The organism is Candidatus Avelusimicrobium aviculae (assembly GCF_949292495.1).
In the GTDB taxonomy this organism is placed as follows: Bacteria; Elusimicrobiota; Elusimicrobia; order Elusimicrobiales; family Elusimicrobiaceae; genus Avelusimicrobium; species Avelusimicrobium aviculae.
Genome location: NZ_CASEZB010000006.1, coordinates 96,390 through 119,063, shown reverse-complemented (window position 1 = coordinate 119,063; position 22,674 = coordinate 96,390). Strand labels below are relative to the sequence as shown.

22 protein-coding genes and 1 tRNA gene are annotated in these 22,674 nt (G+C 47.8%); 10 read left to right on the top strand and 13 right to left on the bottom strand.

All coding sequences use genetic code 11. From position 1 onward, the window contains the following. Positions 1-11: 11 nt before the first annotated feature. From ACQY33_RS01845 to sppA, 5 genes are all read right to left on the bottom strand, one after another. Entirely contained in the window at positions 12-914 is a 903-nt protein-coding gene (locus ACQY33_RS01845; protein ID WP_428073457.1) for an efflux RND transporter periplasmic adaptor subunit, read from the bottom strand. Next, positions 895-2,298, bottom strand: coding sequence for a TolC family protein (locus tag ACQY33_RS01840; protein ID WP_428073456.1), 1,404 nt, complete (start codon positions 2,296-2,298; stop codon positions 895-897). Before ACQY33_RS01840 ends, ACQY33_RS01845 begins: the two co-directional genes overlap by 20 nt. Next, entirely contained in the window at positions 2,279-2,929 is a 651-nt protein-coding gene (locus ACQY33_RS01835) for a TetR/AcrR family transcriptional regulator (RefSeq protein WP_428073455.1), read from the bottom strand. The genes ACQY33_RS01840 and ACQY33_RS01835 overlap by 20 nt, the downstream gene beginning before the upstream one ends. A gap of 133 nt (positions 2,930-3,062) precedes the next feature. Further along, on the bottom strand, positions 3,063-3,623 hold the full coding sequence (locus ACQY33_RS01830; protein ID WP_428073454.1) for a hypothetical protein: 561 nt from the start codon (positions 3,621-3,623) through the stop codon (positions 3,063-3,065). Between the two features lie 7 nt (positions 3,624-3,630). After that, positions 3,631-4,848 (bottom strand): signal peptide peptidase SppA, encoded by a 1,218-nt coding sequence (gene sppA, locus ACQY33_RS01825; protein ID WP_428073453.1) that lies wholly within the window; start codon positions 4,846-4,848, stop codon positions 3,631-3,633. A 103-nt stretch (positions 4,849-4,951) separates the two neighbouring features. Between sppA and dapA the strand changes: the two genes are divergently transcribed. From dapA to ACQY33_RS01805, 4 genes are read left to right on the top strand one after another with little or no spacing between them, the layout of a single operon-like run. After that, a complete protein-coding gene (gene dapA, locus ACQY33_RS01820) occupies positions 4,952-5,836 on the top strand; it encodes a 4-hydroxy-tetrahydrodipicolinate synthase (protein ID WP_428073452.1) in 885 nt (294 codons plus the stop codon). 11 nt (positions 5,837-5,847) lie between these two features. Beyond that, complete coding sequence (locus tag ACQY33_RS01815; protein ID WP_428073451.1) at positions 5,848-6,723, top strand: aspartate-semialdehyde dehydrogenase; 876 nt, start codon at positions 5,848-5,850, stop codon at positions 6,721-6,723. Beyond that, complete coding sequence (locus ACQY33_RS01810) at positions 6,723-7,397, top strand: 4-hydroxy-tetrahydrodipicolinate reductase (RefSeq protein ID WP_428073450.1); 675 nt, start codon at positions 6,723-6,725, stop codon at positions 7,395-7,397. Before ACQY33_RS01815 ends, ACQY33_RS01810 begins: the two co-directional genes overlap by 1 nt. Further along, positions 7,394-8,809, top strand: a complete 1,416-nt coding sequence (locus ACQY33_RS01805) for a UDP-N-acetylmuramate--L-alanine ligase (RefSeq protein WP_428073449.1) — start codon at positions 7,394-7,396, stop codon at positions 8,807-8,809. The genes ACQY33_RS01810 and ACQY33_RS01805 overlap by 4 nt, the downstream gene beginning before the upstream one ends. A gap of 55 nt (positions 8,810-8,864) precedes the next feature. On the opposite strand, the gene murD is transcribed toward ACQY33_RS01805, so the two are convergent. Together murD and ACQY33_RS01795 are read right to left on the bottom strand one after the other, a co-directional pair. Further along, positions 8,865-10,256 (bottom strand): UDP-N-acetylmuramoyl-L-alanine--D-glutamate ligase, encoded by a 1,392-nt coding sequence (gene murD, locus ACQY33_RS01800; protein ID WP_428073448.1) that lies wholly within the window; start codon positions 10,254-10,256, stop codon positions 8,865-8,867. Then, the gene (locus ACQY33_RS01795) at positions 10,246-11,706 is read right to left on the bottom strand and encodes a UDP-N-acetylmuramoyl-L-alanyl-D-glutamate--2,6-diaminopimelate ligase (protein ID WP_428073447.1); all 1,461 of its coding nucleotides are present in this window, start codon (positions 11,704-11,706) and stop codon (positions 10,246-10,248) included. Before ACQY33_RS01795 ends, murD begins: the two co-directional genes overlap by 11 nt. A 34-nt stretch (positions 11,707-11,740) precedes the next feature. On the opposite strand from ACQY33_RS01795, the gene ACQY33_RS01790 reads away from it, so the two are divergent. Then, positions 11,741-12,556 (top strand): TIGR02757 family protein, encoded by an 816-nt coding sequence (locus ACQY33_RS01790; RefSeq protein ID WP_428073446.1) that lies wholly within the window; start codon positions 11,741-11,743, stop codon positions 12,554-12,556. Positions 12,557-12,561: 5 nt separating this feature from the next. On the opposite strand, the gene ACQY33_RS01785 is transcribed toward ACQY33_RS01790, so the two are convergent. Further along, positions 12,562-13,131 carry a pentapeptide repeat-containing protein gene (locus ACQY33_RS01785; protein WP_428073445.1) on the bottom strand — a complete coding sequence of 190 codons (570 nt, stop codon included), beginning with the start codon at positions 13,129-13,131 and terminating at the stop codon, positions 12,562-12,564. Continuing rightward, complete coding sequence (gene tilS, locus ACQY33_RS01780; RefSeq protein WP_428073444.1) at positions 13,118-13,861, bottom strand: tRNA lysidine(34) synthetase TilS; 744 nt, start codon at positions 13,859-13,861, stop codon at positions 13,118-13,120. The genes ACQY33_RS01785 and tilS overlap by 14 nt, the downstream gene beginning before the upstream one ends. A 45-nt stretch (positions 13,862-13,906) precedes the next feature. Between tilS and ACQY33_RS01775 the strand changes: the two genes are divergently transcribed. Continuing rightward, complete coding sequence (locus ACQY33_RS01775; RefSeq protein WP_428073443.1) at positions 13,907-14,275, top strand: response regulator; 369 nt, start codon at positions 13,907-13,909, stop codon at positions 14,273-14,275. 60 nt (positions 14,276-14,335) lie between these two features. Here ACQY33_RS01775 and ACQY33_RS01770 read toward each other — a convergent pair whose 3' ends face one another. Further along, positions 14,336-14,926, bottom strand: coding sequence for a biotin--[acetyl-CoA-carboxylase] ligase (locus ACQY33_RS01770; protein ID WP_428073442.1), 591 nt, complete (start codon positions 14,924-14,926; stop codon positions 14,336-14,338). A 119-nt stretch (positions 14,927-15,045) separates the two neighbouring features. On the opposite strand from ACQY33_RS01770, the gene ACQY33_RS01765 reads away from it, so the two are divergent. Both ACQY33_RS01765 and ACQY33_RS01760 read left to right on the top strand, forming a co-directional pair. Further along, positions 15,046-16,107, top strand: coding sequence for a hypothetical protein (locus ACQY33_RS01765; RefSeq protein ID WP_428073441.1), 1,062 nt, complete (start codon positions 15,046-15,048; stop codon positions 16,105-16,107). Between the two features lie 13 nt (positions 16,108-16,120). Then, positions 16,121-17,161 (top strand): hypothetical protein, encoded by a 1,041-nt coding sequence (locus tag ACQY33_RS01760; protein WP_428073440.1) that lies wholly within the window; start codon positions 16,121-16,123, stop codon positions 17,159-17,161. Here the strand turns inward: ACQY33_RS01760 and uvrB are convergent. The 3 genes from uvrB to ACQY33_RS01745 all read right to left on the bottom strand — a co-directional run bounded on the left by uvrB (position 17,148) and on the right by ACQY33_RS01745 (position 20,151). Further along, the gene (gene uvrB / locus ACQY33_RS01755) at positions 17,148-19,169 is read right to left on the bottom strand and encodes an excinuclease ABC subunit UvrB (protein WP_428073439.1); all 2,022 of its coding nucleotides are present in this window, start codon (positions 19,167-19,169) and stop codon (positions 17,148-17,150) included. The two genes, ACQY33_RS01760 and uvrB, sit on opposite strands and share 14 nt — an antisense overlap. Before the next feature lie 72 nt (positions 19,170-19,241). After that, positions 19,242-19,934, bottom strand: a complete 693-nt coding sequence (locus tag ACQY33_RS01750) for a MarC family protein (protein WP_428073438.1) — start codon at positions 19,932-19,934, stop codon at positions 19,242-19,244. A 142-nt stretch (positions 19,935-20,076) separates the two neighbouring features. Then, positions 20,077-20,151: transfer RNA gene (locus ACQY33_RS01745), tRNA-Val, on the bottom strand. Between the two features lie 145 nt (positions 20,152-20,296). Between ACQY33_RS01745 and ACQY33_RS01740 the strand changes: the two genes are divergently transcribed. Both ACQY33_RS01740 and ACQY33_RS01735 read left to right on the top strand, forming a co-directional pair. Beyond that, a complete protein-coding gene (locus ACQY33_RS01740; protein WP_428073437.1) occupies positions 20,297-21,322 on the top strand; it encodes an AI-2E family transporter in 1,026 nt (341 codons plus the stop codon). Next, positions 21,319-22,674 (top strand): MFS transporter, encoded by a 1,356-nt coding sequence (locus ACQY33_RS01735; RefSeq protein ID WP_428073436.1) that lies wholly within the window; start codon positions 21,319-21,321, stop codon positions 22,672-22,674. The genes ACQY33_RS01740 and ACQY33_RS01735 overlap by 4 nt, the downstream gene beginning before the upstream one ends.

Genomic DNA, 22,674 nt, shown 5'->3' with positions numbered 1-22,674 from the left:
ATAACCCCGCTTTATTTACCCATATCAATCTTGCTTCCATCCTGCAGACCGTAGGCAAATTCTAAAATAACGTCCCCTTCCTTCAGGCCTTCGGTAATTTCCAAATAATTGGTATTTTCAAAACCCACTGTTACCGCTTTCTTCTGGGCGGTCTTCCCGTCAGAAGCGGGAACAAATACATAGCTTTCGCCGTTTTCGGTATACAGGCTCTTCTTGGCAATGGAAACGGCGTTTTTCTTTTCCGCCAGTGTAATATCCACTTTGGCAAACATACCGGATTTTAAGATGTCTCTGGGGTTATCGGCCCAGAATTCCACCGCTACCGCGCGGCTGTTGGCGTCCACCACCGGGCTGATGATTTGCAGGCGGGCTTCAAATTCTTTGCCGGGCAAAGCGTCAATACGCAGGGTGGCCGGCTGGCCTTTATAAATTTCCCCGATGTAGCGTTCCGGTATGTCCACCGCTACGCGCACGCGTTCTTGGTTAACCACCAAAGCCACCGGGGTGGAAATGGTTACGTTTGCGCCCGGGTCCAAATACACCCGGCCGATGACCCCCGTTAAGGTAGACGGAACGACCACCGGTTCATACACGGCGCCCACTTCATCGCGCTCAATCAAAGAGACGGTTTGGTTTTTCTTTACAGAATCCCCTTCGCGCAGCAAGTTTTGCAACAACTTCCCTTCCACACGGGGGTACAAGGTGGCTTCTTCCCACGCCTTAATACTGCCGGACATTAAAAGCTGGTGTTTTAAATCCCGCTTTTGCACCGTTTCCGGGCGCACGGCAAAAACGTCCAAGGCCACCGCATCCATCGGGGAACCCGCCTTAGGTTTTAAAAACACAAACGCCGCCATGGCTATCATCAATAAGACAATAACTATTTGAATTTTTTTACTTGTTTTCTTTTTCATACAGTTCAACCTCTACCCCTACGGCAAATTTCAAATCAGAAAGCGCGATCGCGCCGTCATACACGGCTTGCACGTATTGCAAGTCGGAATCGTTCACGTTGGCAATAGCGTCGTTTAACTCCAGCTGGCTGGTTAAACCCGCACGGTAACGTTTCATTTGCGCTTCCAAGTTTTCACGCGCCTGCTCCACCACCCCTTTGGTGGCTTCTATGCGGTTGCGGGCTTCGTCCAAATTCAGCCACGCTTCTTTTACTTGAATACGCACATTTTTGAGTTTATTTTGATAAGCGGCTACGGCCTGCTCGTACGCCAATTCTTTCTGTGCCACTTGTGAGCTGACCTTAAACCCTTCAAAAAGCGGAATGCTCAGCGTTACGCCGGCGGTGGAAGACCAATAGCGGTCTTGCTTTTCATTGGGAAAACCCTGTTCCGTCAATCCGTTATATGTATAATCCGCATTTAAAGCCAATACCGGCATATGTCCGGCTTTGGCGATATTTATGTTGTAATGCGCCGCGTCCACCGCCAATCTAGACAGAATCAGCTCCGGGCGGTATTCCATGGCTTTTTGATACAACACATCCAAAGAAGGAACTTGTGGAAGCGTTAAATCCTTGCGGGACCAGGTAAGATAAATTTTGTCTTCCGGGTCTCTGTTTAAAATTTGACGCAAATACAAGTTGCCCAATTCAAAGTTTTTCTTGGCTTGAATAACGGTAGGTTCAATATTTTCCACCTTTACTTTTTGGGTGAGCACGTCCAAACTGCTGGCTAAACCCTGTTTATATTTGGCTTGGGTTTCCGCCAAATGCTGTTTGGCGATTTTTAAATATTCTTCCTGCACGCGGATATAGGCGGAAGCGTAAATAATGTCATAGCAGAATTTAACTACCTGCTGGGTCACCAAATCGCGCACGTGCTTTAAATTATACACCCCCTCCTGCGCTCCTACTTTGGCTAAATTTACTCCCCCGCGGATTTGTCCGCCGCTCCATAACACCTGGCTTAAATTCAGCCCCGCCGCATAAGTATTGTTTTTGCCCACTTCCATCATGGCCCCGCCGCCAATGGCAAACTGCGCTTTTTTAATGGCGCGGGAATAAGAAGCGTCTAAAGATAATTTAGGATAATAGCCTGAGCGGGCCTCCGACAATTGTTCTTCATAAATGGCTTTCAGCTTTTCGGCGTCAATTACCTGATAACTGTCCGACAAAGCCATTTTAATGGCATCGGAAATGGTAATCTTCTCCCCGCCCACGTCTTGTTCCGCAAATAAGTTAGACGCTGGTGTGGGGGCCATCGCGCCAAAACACATTGGCGCATAACCGGCGGCCAGTACAGCCGCGGCAACCCATTTTTTCACATTATTTTTTCTTATCTTCATAATATCTTTTAACACCTAATAAAATGATCCGCACGGTGCGGGAAATGACTTCTTCGTCATATGTGGCGGGAACAGCGCCCCCGTGAACATAAGTATTCACATAGGCATTGAGCATTACCTTAAAAAACAAGGCGGAAATTAACCGGCTGATATCCTGCGCCGCTCCGGCGGGCAAATGATGCACCCCTTCCTTTTGGGCTAAGTATTTCCCTAATACAACTTCAGGCAAAGGTCTTCTTTGCTCCGCCGGGAATTTGCGGTTAAGAGTATAAGCAATCATTTGCATGACAAATTTAGAGTTTACCGGGCTTTTTCGGAAAAATTCCATGTGCGCCTGCAATAATAAATTTAACACTTCCTCTAAATTATGCCCCTTGGAGTAGGCGTCTTCCATCATGGCAAAAAAACGCTCCTCGTGCTCGTCTACGATGCTGCGGCAAAGGTCCTCTTTGTTTTTAAAATAATAATACAATACCGGCTTGGTTACTTTTACCTTTTCGGCAATTTCACGCATGGATACTTGGTCAATCCCTTTTTCCGCCATTAGAAAAAAAGCCGCTTTTTTAATGGCGTGGCGCATGCGCCGCTCCCGGTCTTGTTTGTCTGTTTTTGGATGTTCGTTTTGTTTCATAATAAAACCGCCGGTTTGTGGTCTACCTACCGGTAAGTATATTATACCATAAACAATTTTTCTTTTGTTTGGTATTTTATGCAAAAAATATCCCGCCGTTTCCGCGGCGGGATAACATGGGAGACAAAACCCATTAAAACAGCAAAACCAAACCCCAAATGAAAAATATCCCGGCCAGCGCCGCACCCACAACGGAAGGTACCGCGCAAAAGAACACGGCTCCGCATGCCCGCCAGCCACCTACTTGCCACATACGGCTGATGTTGCGAAGCAAATACCCTAACTGCAGCCCTAAAACGGCCAGCACCATCAGCGGCACAATAAAGGACACCGCCGGTGCCGCCAAAGCGATTACGCTGGCGGCGATCAACAGCCCTTTAATAAAGCCGGCCGTTCCTATTAAAATGAACAGTTCCGCAGGGGAAGCCTTCTTTCCGGAAAAATCCAAAAACAAGGCCGCGCAGGAAGACATGACCACACCCAACAAAATTTCCGTTACAAACCAAACAGCGGTTTTAAACAGGAAAGAAAACAGGCCAATGCCGTCCCCCGCGTTAAAAATACATACAGTAGACAGTGCGGCCGCCAAGTACCCCAGCAAAGCCGCCCCATACGCGCGGGAAGCAAACAAACGTTCCAATCCTTCCCGCGGGTCTTTCATATATAGAAAGTAGGCTTGTAACAAATGGTGCATAAGGCCTCTAGTTCATCCACAAATAAGATACGCTGGGGGTGGTAAGGCTTTCCAGCTGTTTAGCCAGGGCGCGGCTGTCCATACCGCTGCCCAAAGAGAAGAAGAACTCTCTTAATCCCTCTCCGCGCTGGGTGAGGATTTTAGGGTCTTCCAACCCCGCCAATTCCCCGGCCAGCAGGCGGGCTTCCTCTTCCCCGCCCAATTTATCAATAAAGCCCAGTTTATAAGCCCGTTCGCCGGTAAATACGCGGCCGTCGGTATATTCGGTTAAATCCTCTGGCTTCACATTGGGACGCCCGGCTTTGACGGCGGCAAAAAATTGGCCGTACGTCTCGCTTACCATATCCTGAAGCAACGCTTTTTCAGCTTCAGTCATCGGGCGGGCATAAGAACCCATATCTTTATATTTTCCGGAAGTAATAGGCGTTATTTTAATGCCCAGCTTATCAAACAAGCCTTCCAAATTGCTGGTTTGCATAATAACCCCCACGGAACCGGTAATCGTACCGGGCTCGGCCACAATTTTATCCGCGGCCATAGCCACATAGAATCCGCCGCTGGCTGCCACATCGCGAAACAGCGCCACAATTTTTTTACCCTGTTGCTTGGCTTTTTGCAATTCCCCGTAAATATTTTGAACGGAAGCGACCGTCCCCCCGGGGGAATTGATATCCAACACGATGGCTTTTACGTTTTTATCCGCCGCCGCGGAACGAATGCTTTTGGCAATAGCGGAAGCCCCTTGGTTGCGGGAAAAAGGGCTGGAGTCATTGCTTTCCGCGATAACCCCGCGGATTTTTATCCAAGCAATGCCCGGTTGGGCTTTTTTGTTTAAATTTCCCACCAAAGCCGTTTTTTCAGCCGTGTCTTTCACTTCCGGGCAGGAAACGCCGGGCTTTAACACCAGCATAACCCCGCAAACGGAAGAAACCACAAACGCCAACAGTAAAAGCGTGCTCCAAAAACTGCGCCCGGAGAACGAAACCCCTTTATGAGGCTGGGAGGACGGCTTTTGCTGCGGGGTATTCTCTTTTTCTTGCAAACGGGACGGATGCGCCGCATCCTGCGGAATAGGCAAAGGCTGCGGCTTTAACGGGGCGGGAAGCCCTAAAGTAGACGCTGTCTGTTCATTTTCCAGCAAGCGCTTTTCCCAGGTTTTTTCTAATTTATCTTGGTTGGGAGACGTGGGAAAAGCGTCTTTCCAATCTTCGGTATTCATGGTCATAAAAATCCTCTCCGGTAAAATCTTAATTCATTATACAATTTAAATTGCTAGAATATTTTTATCCAAATTTTAAAAACCCGCGCTGTCGCACGGAGGAGGGTTTATGTTTACCGGGGTTTATACCGCGCTCATTACGCCGTTTGACGCAAACGGCAATATTGATTACCCCGCCTTAGGGGCTTTGCTGGAAACGCAAATAAAAGCCGGAGTGGACGGACTGGTTCTGCTGGGAACCACCGCGGAAGCGGCCACCATGACCGCAAAAGAAAAACAAGATTTATTGGATTTTGCCGTAAATAAAATTAACGGACGGGTAAAAATCATCATTGGCACCGGCACAAACAACACGGTAACCACGCTGGAAAACACCCGCATGGCGTTGGGTTACAAGCCGGACGGCGTTTTGGTAGTAACCCCTTACTACAATAAACCCAATCCGGCCGGGCTCATCGCCCATTATCAGGCGGTTGCCCAGCTGGGTATGCCCATTGTGCTGTATCACATTCCGGGCAGAACCGGCTTAAAAGTGCCTGCCGCGGTGATGAACCAATTGCTGGAGCAGGTGCCCCAAATCCGCGCGGTGAAAGAATCAGATTACGATATGGCCGCGGTAACGGATTTTGCCGTCAAACACGCGGATACAGTAAACTATCTGTGCGGAAATGACGATATGTTCCTGTCTTTCCTTTCTATTGGGGCCAGCGGCATCATCAGTGCGGCGGCAAACATCTTTGCCCCGGCGTTCGTAGCCGTATACAAAGCTTTCCAGAAGGGTGACACGCAAAAAGCGTGGGAAATTTACAAACCGCTTTATCCGCTTATTAAAGCGTGTTATCTTGAAACCAACCCCACTTGCGTAAAATACATCCTGGCGCGTTTGAACGTGTGCGGGGAAACGGTGCGCCTGCCTTTGGGCCCGATAGCAAAAGAAACCAAAAGCAAAATAGACGCTTTGCTTGAAAAAGCAGACGCCAATCTTTTTATTTAAGAGGACTCTTCATGAAAACCGTAGGTATTATTGGCATTAACGGCATGGTAGGGCAAAAACTGCTGGCCGAATTTCAAAAAATCAAAACCCCGTTTGAAACCAAAACTTTTGGCAGAAAAGACGACATTACTCCCCTGGATATAGCCGTATTGTGTACGGATAACCCGGACTCACGCATATTGGCGCAACAATTAAAAGACAAAGTGCGTTTTATAGTGGATATGTCTTCCGAATTTCGCTTGGAGAAAGACGTTCCCCTGGTAATACCGGAAATCAATCCCCAAACCATTACCGCAGACACGCGCCTCATCGCCAGCCCCAACTGCACCACCACCGGCTTAGTAATGACGCTGGCCGCCCTGCGCGGGCATTATACGCCTTCGGAAATTTTCTTTTGTTCTTACCAAGCCATCAGCGGCGGCGGGAAAAAACTGCTGGAAGACTTTCACACCCCCGGCTCTTTATACGCCAACAACTGCGTGCCGCAAATAGGCTCCATACAGCCTAACGGTTATACCAGCGAGGAACTAAAAGGCATTTTTGAAACCCGCAAAATTTTAGACCTGCCGCATGTAAAAGTCTATCCGCATACAGTGCGCGTAGCGGTGGAAAATTCCCACTCCTTAGGCGTAACCGTCAAGCTGGACAAACCAGCCGATTTGGACGAAATTAAAAAACTTATGAACGCCTTCCCCAATTTAAAATATACGGACGACATCATCACCCCCAAACAAGCCAGCGGCCAGGAAACCACCTATGCCTGCCGCCTGCGCCGGGATTTATATGAACCCAATATCATCCACTACTTTATCACCTTTGACAACCTGTTAAAAGGAGCCGCCATGAACGCACGGCAAATTGTGGAACTGCTCTTGGAGAAATTTTAATGAAATCCATTTTAATAAACGGCGGCAAGGGAAAAATGGGGCAAGCCATGGCCCGCATTATAGAAAGTACGCCTTCCTTGGGCCTTAGCGTGGCCGCTTTGCACGAAGCGGGGGACGCGCTGCCCGCACGGTTTGACTGCGTGATTGATTTTTCCTCCCCGCAAGGAGCGCAGGAAGCTTTCTACCTGGCGCGAGAGAAGAAAAAACCCTTTTTAACCGGCACCACCAACTTGCCGGAAACTTTCCTTTTCCAAATGCAGGAAGAAGATAAAATCCCCGTGTTCTACGCGCCGAACGTAAGCCTGAGCGTGTATTTCTTTACCGAACTGGCCAAAACCGCCGCGCGCATGTTCCCGGGTTATGAAATTGCCATGCACGAAATACACCACGTGCATAAGAAGGACGCCCCCAGCGGCACCGCTAAAAAACTGGCGGACGCCCTTCACCAGCCTTGGGAAAAGGTAACCTATGAACGCATAGGGGAAACCGTAGGTACGCACCGCGTTACTTTTGGCTGTGCGTTGGACGCAATCACCCTGGAGCACAAAGCCTTAAACCGGGATTTGTTTGCCGATTCCGCCCTGCATATCGCCCTGTGGCTTATGCAGAGAGAAGCGGGCTTCTACACCATGTCTGATTACGCTAAATTTAAACTTAAGGAAAAGCAAAAATGAAAATTCACTTCGTAGGAATTGGCGGCGTGGGTATGAGCGCCTTGGCGCAGCTGCACGCGATGGGAAAAGACACCGTAACCGGTTCTGACCGCCTAATCAGCAAGGGATATACGGATTTGGCCCTTTGGGATTATTTAAAAAAATTAAACATAGCCCTATTCCCTCAAGACGGAAGCGGCATTGACGAAACAACCGAACTGGTGGTTCTTTCTTCCGCCATAGAAGAAGACAACCCGGAAATTAAAAAAGCCAAAAAGCTGGGTATTAAAATTATCCACCGTTCAGACCTTCTTGCCAAACACGTGGGAGAGCACCGCACCATTGCCGTATCCGGCACCAGCGGCAAAAGCACCACCACCGCCATGGTATACGATATTTTGGCTTTTGCGGGGTTAAGCCCGTCTGTCATCACGGGGGCTGCCATTCTTTCCTTACAAAAAGACCAAGGCGTTTTTGGCAATGTATACAAAGGAGACAGCGACATCCTGGTTATTGAGGCAGACGAGAGCGACGGCTCTATCGTGCAATACCGCCCGCATTTGGGCATTTGCTTAAATTTGCAAAAAGACCACAAAGAAATTGACGTCTTGCAAGGCTACTTTAAACAATTTATCAGCCACTGCAAAAAAGCCATTATCAATGCCGAAGAGCCCAACCTGACGGCAATTGCCGGAGACGCCAAAACCTTTGGCCTTACCCGCGGGGACATACATCCCTCCGCCATTAAAGCAGACGGCTTTGGTTCCGACTTTACGATTAACGGGCAGGAATTCCGCCTGCATATTCCGGGGCTGCATAACGTGGCCAACGCCACCGCGGCGGTAGCCGCCGCCTTGGAAATGGGCGTTGATTTGGAAACCTGCGCCAAAGCTTTAAATAAATTTACGGGCATCGCGCGGCGCTTTGCCAGCGTGGGAACGTACAATAAAATAGAAGTAATTGATGATTTTGCCCACAACCCGCACAAATTGGGAGCCACGATAGACGCCGCCCACCTGCGCGGAAAACGGGTTTTGGCTTTTTACCAACCCCATGCTTTTGCTTCCGTTAAATTACTGGCGCCAGAGTTTGTGGAAAGTTTTGCCAAACACATCGGCACGGACGACCACCTGTGGCTGACGGAAGTATACTACCCCGGCGGCACAATCCCCCCGGGCGTAAGCTGCCAAACCATTTACGAAGGACTGCGCGCACGGGGCGTAAAAGTAACATATGATTCCTGCCGTGAACGCCTGCTGGCCGATATTGCCGCCAGCGCCCAACCGGGGGATGTGATTCTTGTGTTGGGCGCGCGGGACCCCACCCTGACGGACTTTGCCCGCAAAATTGTGGACGCTTTGCGTGAACACAAAAAGCCAGGCACTTGTAAAGACTGCCTGCTGGGCAACTGTTGTATGGCTTACAGCAAATAATTTAAAACCCCCGCCGTTAAGCGGGGGTTTTTATTTGCCGTTTATTTCTTAGAAATTATTTTTTCTTGCCATCCATACGGGAAGCGAAAATGCGCGTATTAACCAGTTGTTTAAACACGCGGCCGCGCTCCTCAAAATCTTTAAACTGGTCAAAAGAGGCGCACGCCGGGGAAAGAAGCACAATATCTCCCCTGACGGCGTTTTCAAAAGCATAGTCCACCGCGCGGGGCAAGTCCCAGCAGCGCGTAATGGGGAAAAGTTTTCCCAACTCACCGTCTATTTTATCCATGGCTTCCCCAATAGATAAAATCCGTTTGCAGCGCTCCCGCAACAGCGGAATTAACGGCGCGTAAGAAGCCCCTTTGTCACGCCCGCCCAAAATAAGCCATATATTGCGGTTTTTATCAAATGATTTTAAAGCGGTAACGGTAGAATCCACATTAGTGGCTTTGGAATCGTTTACATACACCACGCCGCCGTGGTGGGCAAATTGTTCAATACGATGTTCCATGGCGTGGAAGCGCTCAAAAACCGCTTGCACGGTAGCGGGAGCCACCCCGGCCGCAAAAGCCATTAAGGCGGCGGCCATGGCGTTTTCCACATTGTGAATTCCTTTTAAATGCGGCGGGCGCAGTTGGTGTCCTTCGCTAAAGATGATTTCGTCTCCGTCAAAAAACACATCGGTTTTCAATAAATGGTTGGGATGGGTGGAAAAAGCCAGCAACTCCCCTTTTGCCTTGCCGGATATTTGCGCGCAGGCCGCGTCCGCCCCGTTTAACACCAACACATCGCCTTCCCGCTGGTTTTTAAACACTTTGGCTTTGGCTTTAATATAATTTTTCATTCCGCCGTGATGGTCCAAATGGTCCGGCGTTACATTTAGAATACAGGCGTATTTAGGGCGGAAGTATGTACTGTCTTCCAGCTGATAGCTGGACACTTCTATTATTAAAAAATCCCCCTTTTTAAGCTGTTGCACCACGCTGGAAACCGGCGTGCCGATATTGCCGGATACATAGGTTTGGCGGCCTTTTCCTTCCCGCCGGCAATGTTCGTCCAAAATTTCACCCAATAAAGCGGTGGTGGTGGTTTTGCCGTTTGTGCCGGTAACGGCAAAAACGGTAATGCCCTTAGGGGCAAAAGCCAGGGCGGTTTCCAACTCGCTAAAGACGGGAATTCCCCTTTTTTTACATTCCAGCAACACGGGGCTTGCCGGGAAAATACCGGGGCTTTTTACAATAAAATCACTTTCAAAAACCGCTTTGGTATGTCCGCCCGTTTCCACCAAAACGCCGGAGGGAAGATTAAAAGAATCGGCATGCTCTATAAATGATTCTTCGCTGATTAATACGTCAAAACCTTGTTTTTTAAGCAGCACGGCGGCGGCGCGCCCGCTGCGGCCAATGCCAATCACACACGCTTTTTTATATTTATTCTTATGAAACACGGTTTTTGCTTCCTAAATATGCCAGCACGGTTTCTTTGTCTGAAAAATGTTTTTTTTCCGCGCCAATAATTTGCTGTTCCTCATGCCCCTTGCCGGCAATAATAACCACATCGTCCTTTTGGGCGGCGTCCAACGCGCGGCAAATGGCCTGGGCGCGGTCCGGCTCCACCACAAAATTGGAATACCCTTTTGTTCCTTGTAAAATATCGGCAAAAATTTGCTGCGGATCTTCGCGCCGGGGGTTGTCATTCGTGATAAAGACCAAATCGCTTCGTTTGCAGGCGGTTGCCCCCATCAGCGGGCGTTTGGTTCGGTCCCGCTCGCCGCCGCAGCCAAACACGGTAATAATACGCCCCTTTTTAAAGTGTTCCACCGTATCAAAAGCGCGGTTAAGGGCTTCATCCGTATAAGCGAAATCCACAAACACGTAAAAATCTTGCCCGCCGCGCACCCGTTCCATACGGCCCGGCACCCCGGGCAACGCGGCTAATCCTTCTATCACGGTTTCAGGGTCCAGCCCCTGCCGCACGCATACGGCATACGCCGCTAAAGCGTTATACACATTATGCCGCCCCAATAAATGAATTTTACAAAGCCGCCCGTTAACGGTAAATGTGGTGCCGTCTAAAGATTCTTGTATGTTTTCGGCAATAAAATCGGCGGAATTTTCCAACCCGTAAGTAAGCACTTGCGCTCTGTTTTGCACCTCTTGAATTAGACGACGTCCGTACTCGTCATCCGCGTTAATAACGGCGCAGCGGCCGGATTTGGGGTTTTGCAGGCTGGTCAGGTTTTCAAATAATTTGCGTTTGGCCTGAAAATAATTTTCAAACGTAAGGTGATAATCCAAATGGTCCCGTTGTAAATTGGTAAATACGGCAGTATCAAAATCAATACGGCGCACGCGTTTTTGGTCCAGCGCGTGGGAGGAAACCTCCATTACCAAGAACTCGCTTTCTTTAAGCACCATTTTGTGCATCAGCTTAAACAAGGGAAGCGCCGCCGGCGTAGTATTGGGGGCGGTGCATTGCACTTTGCCGTTGATGCGGTAATTTACCGTACCCAGCGCGCTGACTTTTTTCCCCGCATGCGTCAGTACGCTTTCCACCAAATAAGCGATGGAAGTTTTCCCTTTTGTGCCGGTAATGCCTATTATTTTTAAACGGTCGGAAGGGCGTTGGTAAAATTCGCAGGCGGCATCCGCCATGTCCCGCTCTATATCGTCTGACTGGTAATATAATACCCCGTAATCTTTGGCGGCGGGCTGTGAAGAAACCACCATCACCGCCCCGCGGGAAACGGCGTCTTCAATAAATAAATTGCCGTCCACCCGGGAACCTTTTAACGCAAAAAAGACAGCCCCCGGCCGGACAGCCTTGGAATCAAAAGTTAAATCCGCCACCGGCAGGTTATTTAAATAAGCCAGCCCCAGCACTTTGCTTAAACTCATAATACATATGTTATCAAATTGGTAGAATTTAGTTATGCAAAAAGACAAGGCCTTTTTTGACCGTCTGTATAAACGTTATAATAAACGCGCGCTGGCTACGCCGGACCCTCTTCAATTTCTCTACGAATACCCAGACCTAAAGGACCGCGAAATTGCCGCCTTGCTGGGGGCCTGTTTTGCTTATGGAAATGTAAAACAAATCATTAAAAACGTGCAAGCCCTGCTGTCCGCAATGCCAGGCGGTCCTTATGCCTTTATTACCCAACACTGCACCGCGGATTTTAAAAAAACATTTTCCGGCTTTAAATACCGCTTTACCACCTCCCGGGAACTCTGCGCACTGCTGGTAAATATCAAATACATATTGGAGAAATACAGCACCCTGGAAGACTGTTTTTTGCACTACTATAAAACAGAGGAGGAAAACATCCTGCCCGCTCTGCGCGCGTTTGCCAGGCAGCTGCGCCGCGGAGGGGAAATATCCTCCTTAGTGCCGGATCCGGACAAAAACTCCGCTTTAAAACGTCTTAATTTATTTTTGCGCTGGATGGTGCGCCAAGATGAGGTGGACCCCGGCGGCTGGGAAAAAATTTCTCCCGCCAAGCTGATTGTTCCGCTGGACGTGCACATGCACCGCCTGGGACATATGCTGGGCTTAACGGCACGCAAACAAGCGGATATGAAAGCCGCCCTGGAAATTACCCGTTCTTTTGCCCGCTTTTGCCCCCATGACCCCGTAAAATATGACTTTTGCCTCACACGCTTTGGCATACGCGACGATATGAGCTATAAAGACCTGTCCGCCAAACGCCATACCAAACCGCGCCGGAAACCTCCGGCTAAAAGATAAGGAATTTATTCTGTTTCTATCCCGTATTTGGCAAGCAAGCCGGGCAAGGAATACACGCTAAAACGCGCCCCGCGCAAATAATTGGCTTCCGGGTCTAACGCCAAACCCACGGAAGTGGTAAAATCCGCCTGTTCCAAATGCGCGCGAACAAAAGAAGCGCGGGTTAAATCACAGCGGGAAAAAACCGCTTTCTGCAAAAGCGTATGGGAGAAAGAAGCTTCCCTTAAATCACAATTTTCAAAAACCGTGTTTTTAAGAGGCAGGTTGGCAAAAGAAACAAAACGCATCACACAGTTTTTAAACCGCACCGCCAGCAGCCAGCGCGCGCAACTATACAACGGCAAGCCTTGCATTTTGCATTCTTCAAACAGCACTTCTTTAAACGCTGTGCCCTGCACGCGGGCCAAAGACAAATCGCACCCGCAAAAAACGCAATCTTCAAATGTCAATTTATCCAGCCGGGCGCCGGGGAAACGGCAGTTTTCAAACCGGCAGCGGGCAAAAATTTCCGCACCGGCCGGAAAAGCTTGAAGGTGTGAAAAAACTTGTTGGTATTGGGTATTATCTGCCGGCATTTTTTCCTTCAAATAAATCTTGTAATTCCTGCGCCATTGCCGCTAAATGCGCTTGTATCTGGGGTTGTTTTTCTTTCATAAGAGGCAGCAAGCGGTGTCGTATCCAGTTACGGGTGTAAGCGTCGTCCGAGTTGGTTTGGTCCGTCACGAATGAAAGGAAATTGTTTTTTAAATACGCTTCCACTTCCGCCCGGGTAACACATAAAAGCGGGCGGATGATTTCCACCCCCTCCGCCAGCGGCCGGCGCGCGGGAATGCCGCAAAGCCCTTTGGCTTTAGTCCCGCGGAGGATATTGAGCAATACCGTTTCCGCTTGGTCATCTAAATGGTGTCCCAGCGCCACTTTGCTCGCCCCCCATTTTTTGGCTACGGCGGCAAAGGCCTGGTAACGCCCTTTACGCGCGGCGTGTTCTATGCTTAAATTCCACTTTTTTGCCAATTGGCGCACCGCAATTTTTTGAGTAAAAAAAGGAATATCCAATGCGGCGCAAAAATTTTTACAAAACTTTTGGTCCGCCAAAGCGTCCGCCCCGCGCAAAGAATGATTTACATGCAGGGCGGCTAATTCAAAATGTTTTTCTTTAGACAGATAATTTAAAAAATGAAGCAAGCAAACCGAATCCGGCCCGCCGGAAAACCCCACCAGTACACTATCTGCGCGTTTAATAAATTGAGAGGAAAACGCACGCATGCGCGGCAAAACGGACGCTTCAAAACTTTTTTTTGTCATATAAAAAAGTATAATAAATATTACAGTTATTATGGGGTGATTGCTATGAAAAAAAGAGTTTTAATTATTGAAGATGAAACATCTATCGTAGAACTGCTGATGCTGGTGCTTATGCGCGAGGGATATGAAGTAAAATCCTGCCAAAGCGGACGTGAGGCGGTGGCTATGATAAAAGAATTCCACCCGAATTTAATTTTATTAGACGTAATGTTGCCGGGTATGGACGGGGTTTCTATCATTAAAGTATTAAATGAAGACGAGCAGCTGGGCTCTATCCCGGTGATTATCACTTCCGCTTTGGTAGAATCCCAAAAAATGTTTGAGGGCTTCCCGCAAGTAAAAGATTTTTGCGCCAAGCCGTTTGTCCTCAAAGACCTGGTGGTCAAAGTAAAACAAGCCATTGGGGATTTTTAAATTAAACCCATACAAAAACCCCGCCTAAATTTTAGGCGGGGTTTTTTACTGTCTGCTAAATTAACAAACGGAACTTTCCCACTCCGCGTAACGGCGCCAAAAATGTTCCAACACTTCTTCCAGCACCACTTCTTTCATGATGTCTTGCCCCAGCAGCTGTTTTAAGCTGACGGCGCTGTCTTTTAAAGAGGCGGGTATTTTATTATTTACATTAATACCAATGCCCACCAGCATCCAGTCCGTCTTGGTTTCCGAGGCGGACGCTTCTATTAAAATACCGCAAATCTTTTTCCAACTGCGGGAGTTCGGTTCCCACGCCAACACGTCATTGGGTTCTTTGATTTTGGTTTTAATATGAAACAAAGCGTTTAACGCTTCACTTACCGCTTGCGCCGCTTTTATGCTAAAGCTTTGGTTGCGGGAGGGATAAACGCGCGGGCGTAAAATAAGGGTAAAATAAACGCCGCCTTCTTCGGCGCTGAAGCTGCGTTCAAACCGGCCGCGGCCGCTTGTTTGGCGGCAAGCCAACACCATGGTATTGGCGGCTTCCCCCTGTTCGGCCAATTCTTTGGCCACATTATTGGTACTGTCCACTACTTCCAGCCCGATTACTTTTTCTACCGTTTGTACGGGTATTTGGGTTTCTAACATAATTATATTTTACCAATTTTAAAGCCCCCTTGCTGAAGAGACACCCTAGGTCTCAAAAACCCTAAGACATAGGACTAAAGACCCTTTGTTTTATAATTAAAAAGTATTTCAATATGTATATGAAGACAACTTGGATTATTTTTACTCATTTGATTTTATTTGCTTTTCTTTGTACTCCGCTGTCCGCCCAACAGTGGAATACTGCCTTGAAACACGCTGGAAAAAACGTTTTAAAAGCAGCCAAACAATATAACGGTAACATTAATAAGGCTGTACGAGAAAGCATCTCTCGCGCCAATGCCGTAAACAAAGCCTTTAAGCCAGTCAGCCGCTACAATAATACTTTTACCAACAACTTTATTTTGCTTAAAAAATCCTACGGTATGACTGCCTATGCCGACGGCTGGAAATTAAACGAAAACCGGGAATGGTTAATCCAGCGCATTGTGTATGAAAGAACGCGCCAGGAGCTGTTTAAAAACAAAAACAAATTCCCCGCTTTTTTAAAGCAACAGCCGGTAATGGAACCGCACCAACTGGCAAAGTTAATCCCCACAGATAAAAAATACGTATTTATGGGAGAATACCACGAAAACTATTTAAGCCTTAAAATACAGCAAACCGTGGTAGAATACAGCCGCCTGCACCCGGAAAAAACAATCATCGTTTTCAGTGAATTCGCCCACGAAGAGATGACTCCCCAAGATTTAAACGAATATACGGCTAACATTTTATTTAGCCAGTATATGAAAAATGACATTCCGTGGGTTGGATTGGAAGAAGTCGTTCCGCAAGAAATTCTGTTGGTAGCGGAGGATTTACGCTGGCCGCCCCAAGCCACTTTGACAGGCATTAAAGCCCGCAACGAACATTGGATAGCTAAATTAAAAGAATATCGGCAAAAATATCCGGACGCGGTTTTCTTTATTCATTCCGGCAGTTTACATTCAGGCTATCAGGAGCCATTCTCCGTATCAACCGCATTTAAACCACAGGAAAGTTTTGTGATGCAGTTTATCCCGCTTGTTGGCAACTTGCCGGATTATCCGCTGAATACGGAAAAATTTCACATAGTCACCCGCGCCAAATATTTGCGGCCCGGTACCTTGATTTGGCAAAAACCGGAATTTGCCCGTATGGCCGGGTTTGACGTACAGGTGATATTGCCCTTGCCCAAGTGAGGAGTTTTTACACATGAGAAAGATTTCCCTGTTATGTTTTGCCGTTTTATTTTTTTCCTCCCCGCTGCACGCCCAACACTGGCACATGGCTTTAAAACGAGCGGAAAAAACCCTGCGCCAAACAACCAAAAAATACCAAGGCAATATAGAAAAAGCGCTGGAAAAAAATATTTCCCGCGCCCAAGCCGTACACAAAGCTTTTGGGGAAACGTCTTACTTCACCCCAATGTTTAACCGTTCCTATTCCATCAAGGAACCGATTGGGATGTACAAAATGGATATGGTGAACGGATGGACGCTGGAAGAAAACAAGCAGTTTATGATACAACGCGTCATTTATGAACGACACTCACGCCAATTATTACAAGCTAATGCTTTCTTGTCCAATAATAACATACAAACACCGGGTTTGCTGTCCGCGCAAGACCTGGCAAAATTAATTCCGGCGGATAAAAAATATATTTTTATGGGGGAATACCACCATCCCCAAATTACCCAAACGCTGCAAGAGACGTTAAAATCCTTCGCCGTGCGGCATCCGGATAAGAAAATCATTGTATTTTCAGAATTTATGGAAGAATGGGGCTTTGACCCGGAAAAAGATCCCCTTTTTAAACAATATATTCTCCCGCTGGAAAAAGCCGGCATTTCTTGGGTAGGTTTAAAAGAGAGCTGCCCCATGAAAGCAACCGTATTAAGCGAAGAGTACAACATGCCGGTCCAAGCTACATTAATGGGTTTAAAAACCCGCAACGAACACTGGATAAGCATAATAAAAAAATGGCGCCAAAAATACCCGGATGCCCTTTTTATTATTCACGCCGGAGCGGCCCATGTGGATTATTGGGAGCCGTATTCCGTATCCCAGCGCTTTACTCAGGAAGAAAGTTTTGTGGTACACTTTATTCCCTTCTTTAACGGGTTTTTCCAATACGCCTCGGAACCTTTTCACCAAGCAACCAATTATATTTTTTACCGTCCCGGCGTACTGCGCTGGAAAACACCCCGCGCGGCCCGGCTGGCCGGCTTTGACATGCAGGTTATTCTGCCTTAGCGCGTTTTTTCTTTTCCGCGCTTTGTACCTGCATTTGGCGCAGTTCAAACAGGCGGTCACGCAGTTCGGCGGCCAGCTCAAAGTTAAGGGCTTCGGCCGCTTGCAGCATTTGCTGTTCCAAGTCCTCCGCCAACGCTTTGGCGTTTTTGGCGGTAGGAACAGGCAGGCTTTGCGTTAAAATACCAAACGCGCTGGTTTTAGTTTGCTGTTCAAACTCTTTTAATTCCACTTCCGTTTTTTGAATGGTTTTGGGCGTGATATGGTGTTCTTTATTATATGCTTCTTGCAAAGCGCGGCGGCGGTTCATTTCCGTAAGGGCGTATTTAATGGAATCTGTTTTCCGGTCAGCATACAAAATCACTTCCCCACCCGCGTTGCGCGCCGCACGGCCGGAAATTTGAATAAGCGTGGTGGTGTTGCGTAAAAAGCCCTCGTTATCCGCCCCTAAAATAGCCACCAGCCCCACTTGCGGAATATCAATCCCTTCGCGCAGCAGGTTAATCCCCACCAGAACGTCAAAATCCCCGCGGCGGAATTTTTTAAGTATTTCCACCCGTTCCAAGGCCTCTAAATCCGAATGCAAATACTGGGCTTTTACGCCGTGTTCGGCAAAATAAGCGCTTAAATCCTCGGCTGTTTTTTTGGTTAACGCAAGCACCAGGGTCCGTTCTCCTTTGGCGGTGTGCTCCTGTATTTTTTGCGTCAGATGGGTGATTTGCCCTTCCGTAGGGTGAACGGTTACTTGCGGGTCCACCAAGCCGGTGGGGCGGATTACCTGCTCCACAATGTGGTTGCCGCAAACGGTTAATTCGTACGGGCCGGGAGTGGCGGAAACAAAAATACTTTGCGGCAGGAGCGATTCAAACTCATCAAACTTAAGCGGGCGGTTATCTAAAGCCGTGGGTAAACGAAAGCCAAAATCCACCAGCATTTGCTTGCGGGCGCGGTCCCCGTTATACATGCCGCGCACCTGCGGCAAAGCTACGTGGGATTCGTCCACCACCATTAAAAAATCATCAAATTTGCGGAAATAATCCAACAAACACGCCGGGCGTTCCCCGGGTTTTCTGCCGTCCATGTATAAAGAGTAGTTTTCTATACCGGAACAATATCCCGCCGTCAGCAGCATTTCAATGTCATATTCCGTACGCTGTTTTAAGCGGTAAGCTTCCATTTCTTTGCCTTGGGCCAAAAGGGCGGCCCGGCGGGTTTCCAAATCCGCGCGGATTTGGGCAATGGCGTTTACCGTTTCTTCTTCCGTAGCCACAAAATGTTTGGCGGGGTAAATCCAGGCCTCTTCCAACTCGGCCACCACGTCACCGGTAATGGGGTGTATTTCATAAATATGGGAAATCGTTTTTCCATTTATTTCCACACGCACGGCGTTTTGGCTGTATGGGGTCATAATGTCCGTAAACGCTCCGCGCATGCGGAAACGGCCCGAAGTAAACTCCAACTCATCCCGCTGGTATTGGATTTTAATTAAATGCCCGCTTAATTGGGAACGCGTCATTTGCTCCCCTTTCTTTACGTAAATGCGCATTTCCCTAAAGCTGTCCGGCGAACCGATATTGTAAATGCACGACACGGACGCCACCACAATCACGTCCTTGCGCGTCACTAAAGAGGTGGTGGCCTTTAAACGCAGTTTGTCTATATGCTCGTTAACGGCGGAATCTTTTTCTATATACGTATCCGTTTGCGGAATATAAGCTTCCGGCTGGTAATAATCGTAATAAGAAATAAAATATTCCACGGCGTTGTTGGGGAAAAATTGCTTGAACTCCGCATACAGCTGCGCGGCCAACACTTTATTGGGGGATAAAATCAACGTGGGTCGGTTTAAGTTAGCTATTACATTGGCGATGGTGAAGGTTTTGCCGGAACCGGTTACCCCCAGCAGGGTTTGCCGCTCCACTCCTTGCAATACCCCTTGGGTAAGGGCCGCGATGGCTTTGGGTTGATCACCCGCCGGGCTAAATTTAGAAACCAGTTCAAACTTATCCATATATTTATTATACCCCACACAAACAAAAAGGCGGCCGTTGCAACGGGCCGCCTTGGCAAACTGAGCAAAAACTTATGCGGCGGACGAAGAAGCCAAACTGCCCAAAAAGTGTGAATCCAACACACCGGGCAGCAACTGGCCTATGCCGTCAATCATAAACTGCATGGCGATAGCGCACAAAATCATCCCCATAAAACGGATGACAATTTGCGTGCCGTTGGGGCCTATTTTATTAAAAATATAACGGGAAGCCACCAACGCGCACCCCACAAGCACAGAACATAAAAACAACACAAAAATCATCATCACCGCCATGGGGAAAGAGGTCGTCTTTTCCGCATACAAAATAACGGTAGCAATGGAACCGGGCCCTATAAACAGCGGCATGGCTACCGGTACCAAAATATGGCTTAAACGGTTGCGGGCGCGGTCAAAGGTGTTGCCTTGTTGGGAGGCGGTTTCAATCCCGTTGCTTTCAAATTTAGATTTACCCTGCAACATGCGCAGCCCCACCAACAGCAAAATAATGGACCCAGCTAAGCGGAACGCCGGTATGGTAATGCCAAATAAAGAAAGTATTTTGCTGCCGAAGATAAAAAACATGGTAAGCATAATAAAAATAGATAAAGCCATCAATAGCGCCACCATGCGCTGCACTTTTAGCTCGTCGTTTTCCACATGTTCCAAAAACACCGGCACGTTACCGATAGGGTTTAAAATAGCCACGGTAGCAATAAAAGCGTTTACCAGCAAACTCCAATCCATACTTATACAGGCTCCTCCGCGTAATAAAATACCCGCTTGGGGTGTATAAATAGTATATCAAAATATACCCATTATGCGGGGGAAGGGTTTTGTTCTTTATATATAAAAAACCGCCCGGAATAAGAACCGGACGGTGAATAAATGGTGGGCAGTACAGGATTTGAACCTGTGACCTTCCGCGTGTGAGGCGGACGCGCTACCGCTGCGCCAACTGCCCAAAAAAGATATATTTATTATAACAATTTACAAGCTGTTTGAAAACTAAATTATTTGCCGCGGCAACAAAACCAAGCCTCATAAAATATATATTGAAAAAAGCCGTTTTTTGCTACTATATTATTAATATGACAAGAGGAACCCCTATGGCAGAAAAAAAATCCGGGGACATTTACGCCCCCATTAACAATATTTGTCTGATGATATTGGCCGGCACGGCGTTAACCGCGGTATTAGTATATACTAAAACCATCGTCATGCCGTTTGTTATTGCGTTTTTTATTTATATCGTAGCCAACACGGTTGCCGGCTGGATGAAACATACCTGGAAGGTTCCCTACATATTGGGTCTAATCGCCTGTGCCCTGTGTTTTTTGGGAATGGCCACTTTAGCCATTTTATTTGTTTCCAACTCTATTGAAACTTTCGTAAACGGAGCCGACATCTATACCGAAAAATTAAACGACACGTTAGAATGGGCCCTGCAAACCGCTCAAAAATACGGCATTAATTTAAATTCCCAGTTTCTGTCTGACAATATAGCCAAGCTGCCGGTATTTAATATGGTACGAAGCTTCGGCAGCGGTTTGGTTTCTTTTGTTACCAACACCGTACTTATTTGTTTGTTTGTTATCTTTATTTTTATGGGGAAAGCATCCGCCTCTACAGACAAACCCACCCTGGTCAGCACCATACAAAAACAAATTTCTTACTATTTGATTATTAAAATTTTCGTTTCCATTTTAGCGGCACTGGCTACTTGGATTGTACTTTTGCTGGTAGGGAGCGAACTGGCCGGCATGTTGGCCATCCTTACGTTTATTTTAAACTTTATCCCCAATATTGGCCCGTTTATCTCCACCATTTTGCCCACTCCCGTTCTGTTCTTACAATACGGGTTTGACTGGCACATGGTGCTGGCCTTATGTTTGCTGACGGCGGCCCATTTCATTATAGGCAATATTTTAGAAACCAAATGGCTGGGAAAAGGCATGGACTTAGACCCGCTGGTGGTTATCGCTTGCTTGATTTTCTGGGCGCTGGTATGGGGCATTATGGGCGCGTTGCTGGCCGTGCCGATGACGGCTATCGCCAAAATGATTTTGGAACGCCACGCCACCACCAAACCACTGGCAGACTGCTTGGCCGGCCGTTTGCTGGTGTTTAAATGAAAACCAAAAATCCAGTTTCCCCTTGGGCTTATGTTCCCTCTTTATATTTTTTAGAGGGATTGCCGTATATTATTATTAATACGGTTTCCGCCGTACTGTATGCGGATTTAGGTTATTCCAATACCCAAATCGCTTTTTGGACCGGCTGGCTTTACCTTCCTTGGATTTTAAAAATGTTTTGGAGTCCGCTGGTAGATTCCCGCTCTACCAAACGCCGCTGGCTGCTGGGGGCGCAAATAACGTTGGCGGCTGTTTTTTTATTTTTGGCCGCGCTAAATGCCTGGAACGCTTTCTCCCACGCGCAGGAGGTCAATAATTTAAACTTCCTTTCTTTATCTCTTTTTGGTTTTTTGGCGGGAGCCTTTGTATCCGCCACGCAGGATATCGCCATGGACGGATACTACCTGCTGACTTTAAACCCGCAGGAACAGTCTTACTTTGTAGGCATACGCACTATTTTTTACCGCTTGGCCATGATTTTTGGCAGCGGTATTTTGGTGGCGGCCGCCGGCGCGTTGGTAAAACCCGGGAAAGAGAGCGTTTGCCTTACCGTCCCTTGGCCTTATAACTGGGCGCTGCTGTTTTTGTTTTTGGCGGTATTATTTGCGCTCGGCGCACTATACCACCAACGCGTTTTGCCCAAACCCGCTTCGGACCGCCCCGCCCAACCCCCCAAAGAAAACGCCTGGAACGCCTCTTTTAAAACCTATTTTACCCAACAAAATATTGTGTATATTTTGCTTTTTATTTTGTTGTACCGCCTGGGGGATGCCCTGCTGGAAAAGACCGTTCCGCTCTTTTTGCTGCGCGGGGCGCAAGAGGGGGCCATGGGGGTGAGCCTGCAAAATTACGGCCTTATTAAAGGCACATTGGGGCTGGGTGCCGTTATCGCCGGCAATTTGGCCGGAGGCTGGCTTCTGGGCAAATACGGGTTTAAAAAATGCATTTGGCCGTTTGCCGTTATTTTAATCTTGCCCAACTTTTTTTATGCGTATATGGCTTGGGCAAAACCGGGTTTAAGCGTAACGGCGGCCCTGATTACCTTGGAACATTTTGGAAACGGGCTTGCTTTAATGGCGTTTAATGTGTTTATTATGTATATATCTATAGGCGAATATAAAACTTCCCACTATGCCATATCCACCGGGATTATGGCGCTGGGGATGATGGTGCCGTCTATGCTTTCGGGCTGGCTGCAAACCCATTTTGGCTATGAAACCTTTTTTTGGGCGGCCAGCCTGCTTAGCTTGGTAACGCTGGCGGTGGTTCCCCTTACCGGGAAAATAAAAACGTTAACGGACACGGAAAAACATTTCCGCTCCCGCGCGATTGGTTTACAAGACGCAGATTAA

Coding starts and splice junctions, on each gene's coding strand:
- ACQY33_RS01785 (WP_428073445.1), bottom strand. CDS start 13,131: ATGCCGGCAGATAATACCCAATACCAACAAGTTTTTTCACACCTTCAA.
- ACQY33_RS01810 (WP_428073450.1), top strand. CDS start 6,723: ATGAAATCCATTTTAATAAACGGCGGCAAGGGAAAAATGGGGCAAGCC.
- ACQY33_RS01740 (WP_428073437.1), top strand. CDS start 20,297: ATGGCAGAAAAAAAATCCGGGGACATTTACGCCCCCATTAACAATATT.
- ACQY33_RS01830 (WP_428073454.1), bottom strand. CDS start 3,623: ATGCACCATTTGTTACAAGCCTACTTTCTATATATGAAAGACCCGCGG.
- ACQY33_RS01775 (WP_428073443.1), top strand. CDS start 13,907: ATGAAAAAAAGAGTTTTAATTATTGAAGATGAAACATCTATCGTAGAA.
- ACQY33_RS01790 (WP_428073446.1), top strand. CDS start 11,741: ATGCAAAAAGACAAGGCCTTTTTTGACCGTCTGTATAAACGTTATAAT.
- ACQY33_RS01845 (WP_428073457.1), bottom strand. CDS start 914: ATGAAAAAGAAAACAAGTAAAAAAATTCAAATAGTTATTGTCTTATTG.
- ACQY33_RS01840 (WP_428073456.1), bottom strand. CDS start 2,298: ATGAAGATAAGAAAAAATAATGTGAAAAAATGGGTTGCCGCGGCTGTA.
- ACQY33_RS01735 (WP_428073436.1), top strand. CDS start 21,319: ATGAAAACCAAAAATCCAGTTTCCCCTTGGGCTTATGTTCCCTCTTTA.
- tilS (WP_428073444.1), bottom strand. CDS start 13,861: ATGACAAAAAAAAGTTTTGAAGCGTCCGTTTTGCCGCGCATGCGTGCG.
- ACQY33_RS01750 (WP_428073438.1), bottom strand. CDS start 19,934: ATGGATTGGAGTTTGCTGGTAAACGCTTTTATTGCTACCGTGGCTATT.
- ACQY33_RS01795 (WP_428073447.1), bottom strand. CDS start 11,706: ATGAGTTTAAGCAAAGTGCTGGGGCTGGCTTATTTAAATAACCTGCCG.
- ACQY33_RS01805 (WP_428073449.1), top strand. CDS start 7,394: ATGAAAATTCACTTCGTAGGAATTGGCGGCGTGGGTATGAGCGCCTTG.
- ACQY33_RS01765 (WP_428073441.1), top strand. CDS start 15,046: ATGAAGACAACTTGGATTATTTTTACTCATTTGATTTTATTTGCTTTT.
- uvrB (WP_428073439.1), bottom strand. CDS start 19,169: ATGGATAAGTTTGAACTGGTTTCTAAATTTAGCCCGGCGGGTGATCAA.
- sppA (WP_428073453.1), bottom strand. CDS start 4,848: ATGACCATGAATACCGAAGATTGGAAAGACGCTTTTCCCACGTCTCCC.
- ACQY33_RS01770 (WP_428073442.1), bottom strand. CDS start 14,926: ATGTTAGAAACCCAAATACCCGTACAAACGGTAGAAAAAGTAATCGGG.
- ACQY33_RS01815 (WP_428073451.1), top strand. CDS start 5,848: ATGAAAACCGTAGGTATTATTGGCATTAACGGCATGGTAGGGCAAAAA.
- dapA (WP_428073452.1), top strand. CDS start 4,952: ATGTTTACCGGGGTTTATACCGCGCTCATTACGCCGTTTGACGCAAAC.
- ACQY33_RS01835 (WP_428073455.1), bottom strand. CDS start 2,929: ATGAAACAAAACGAACATCCAAAAACAGACAAACAAGACCGGGAGCGG.
- ACQY33_RS01760 (WP_428073440.1), top strand. CDS start 16,121: ATGAGAAAGATTTCCCTGTTATGTTTTGCCGTTTTATTTTTTTCCTCC.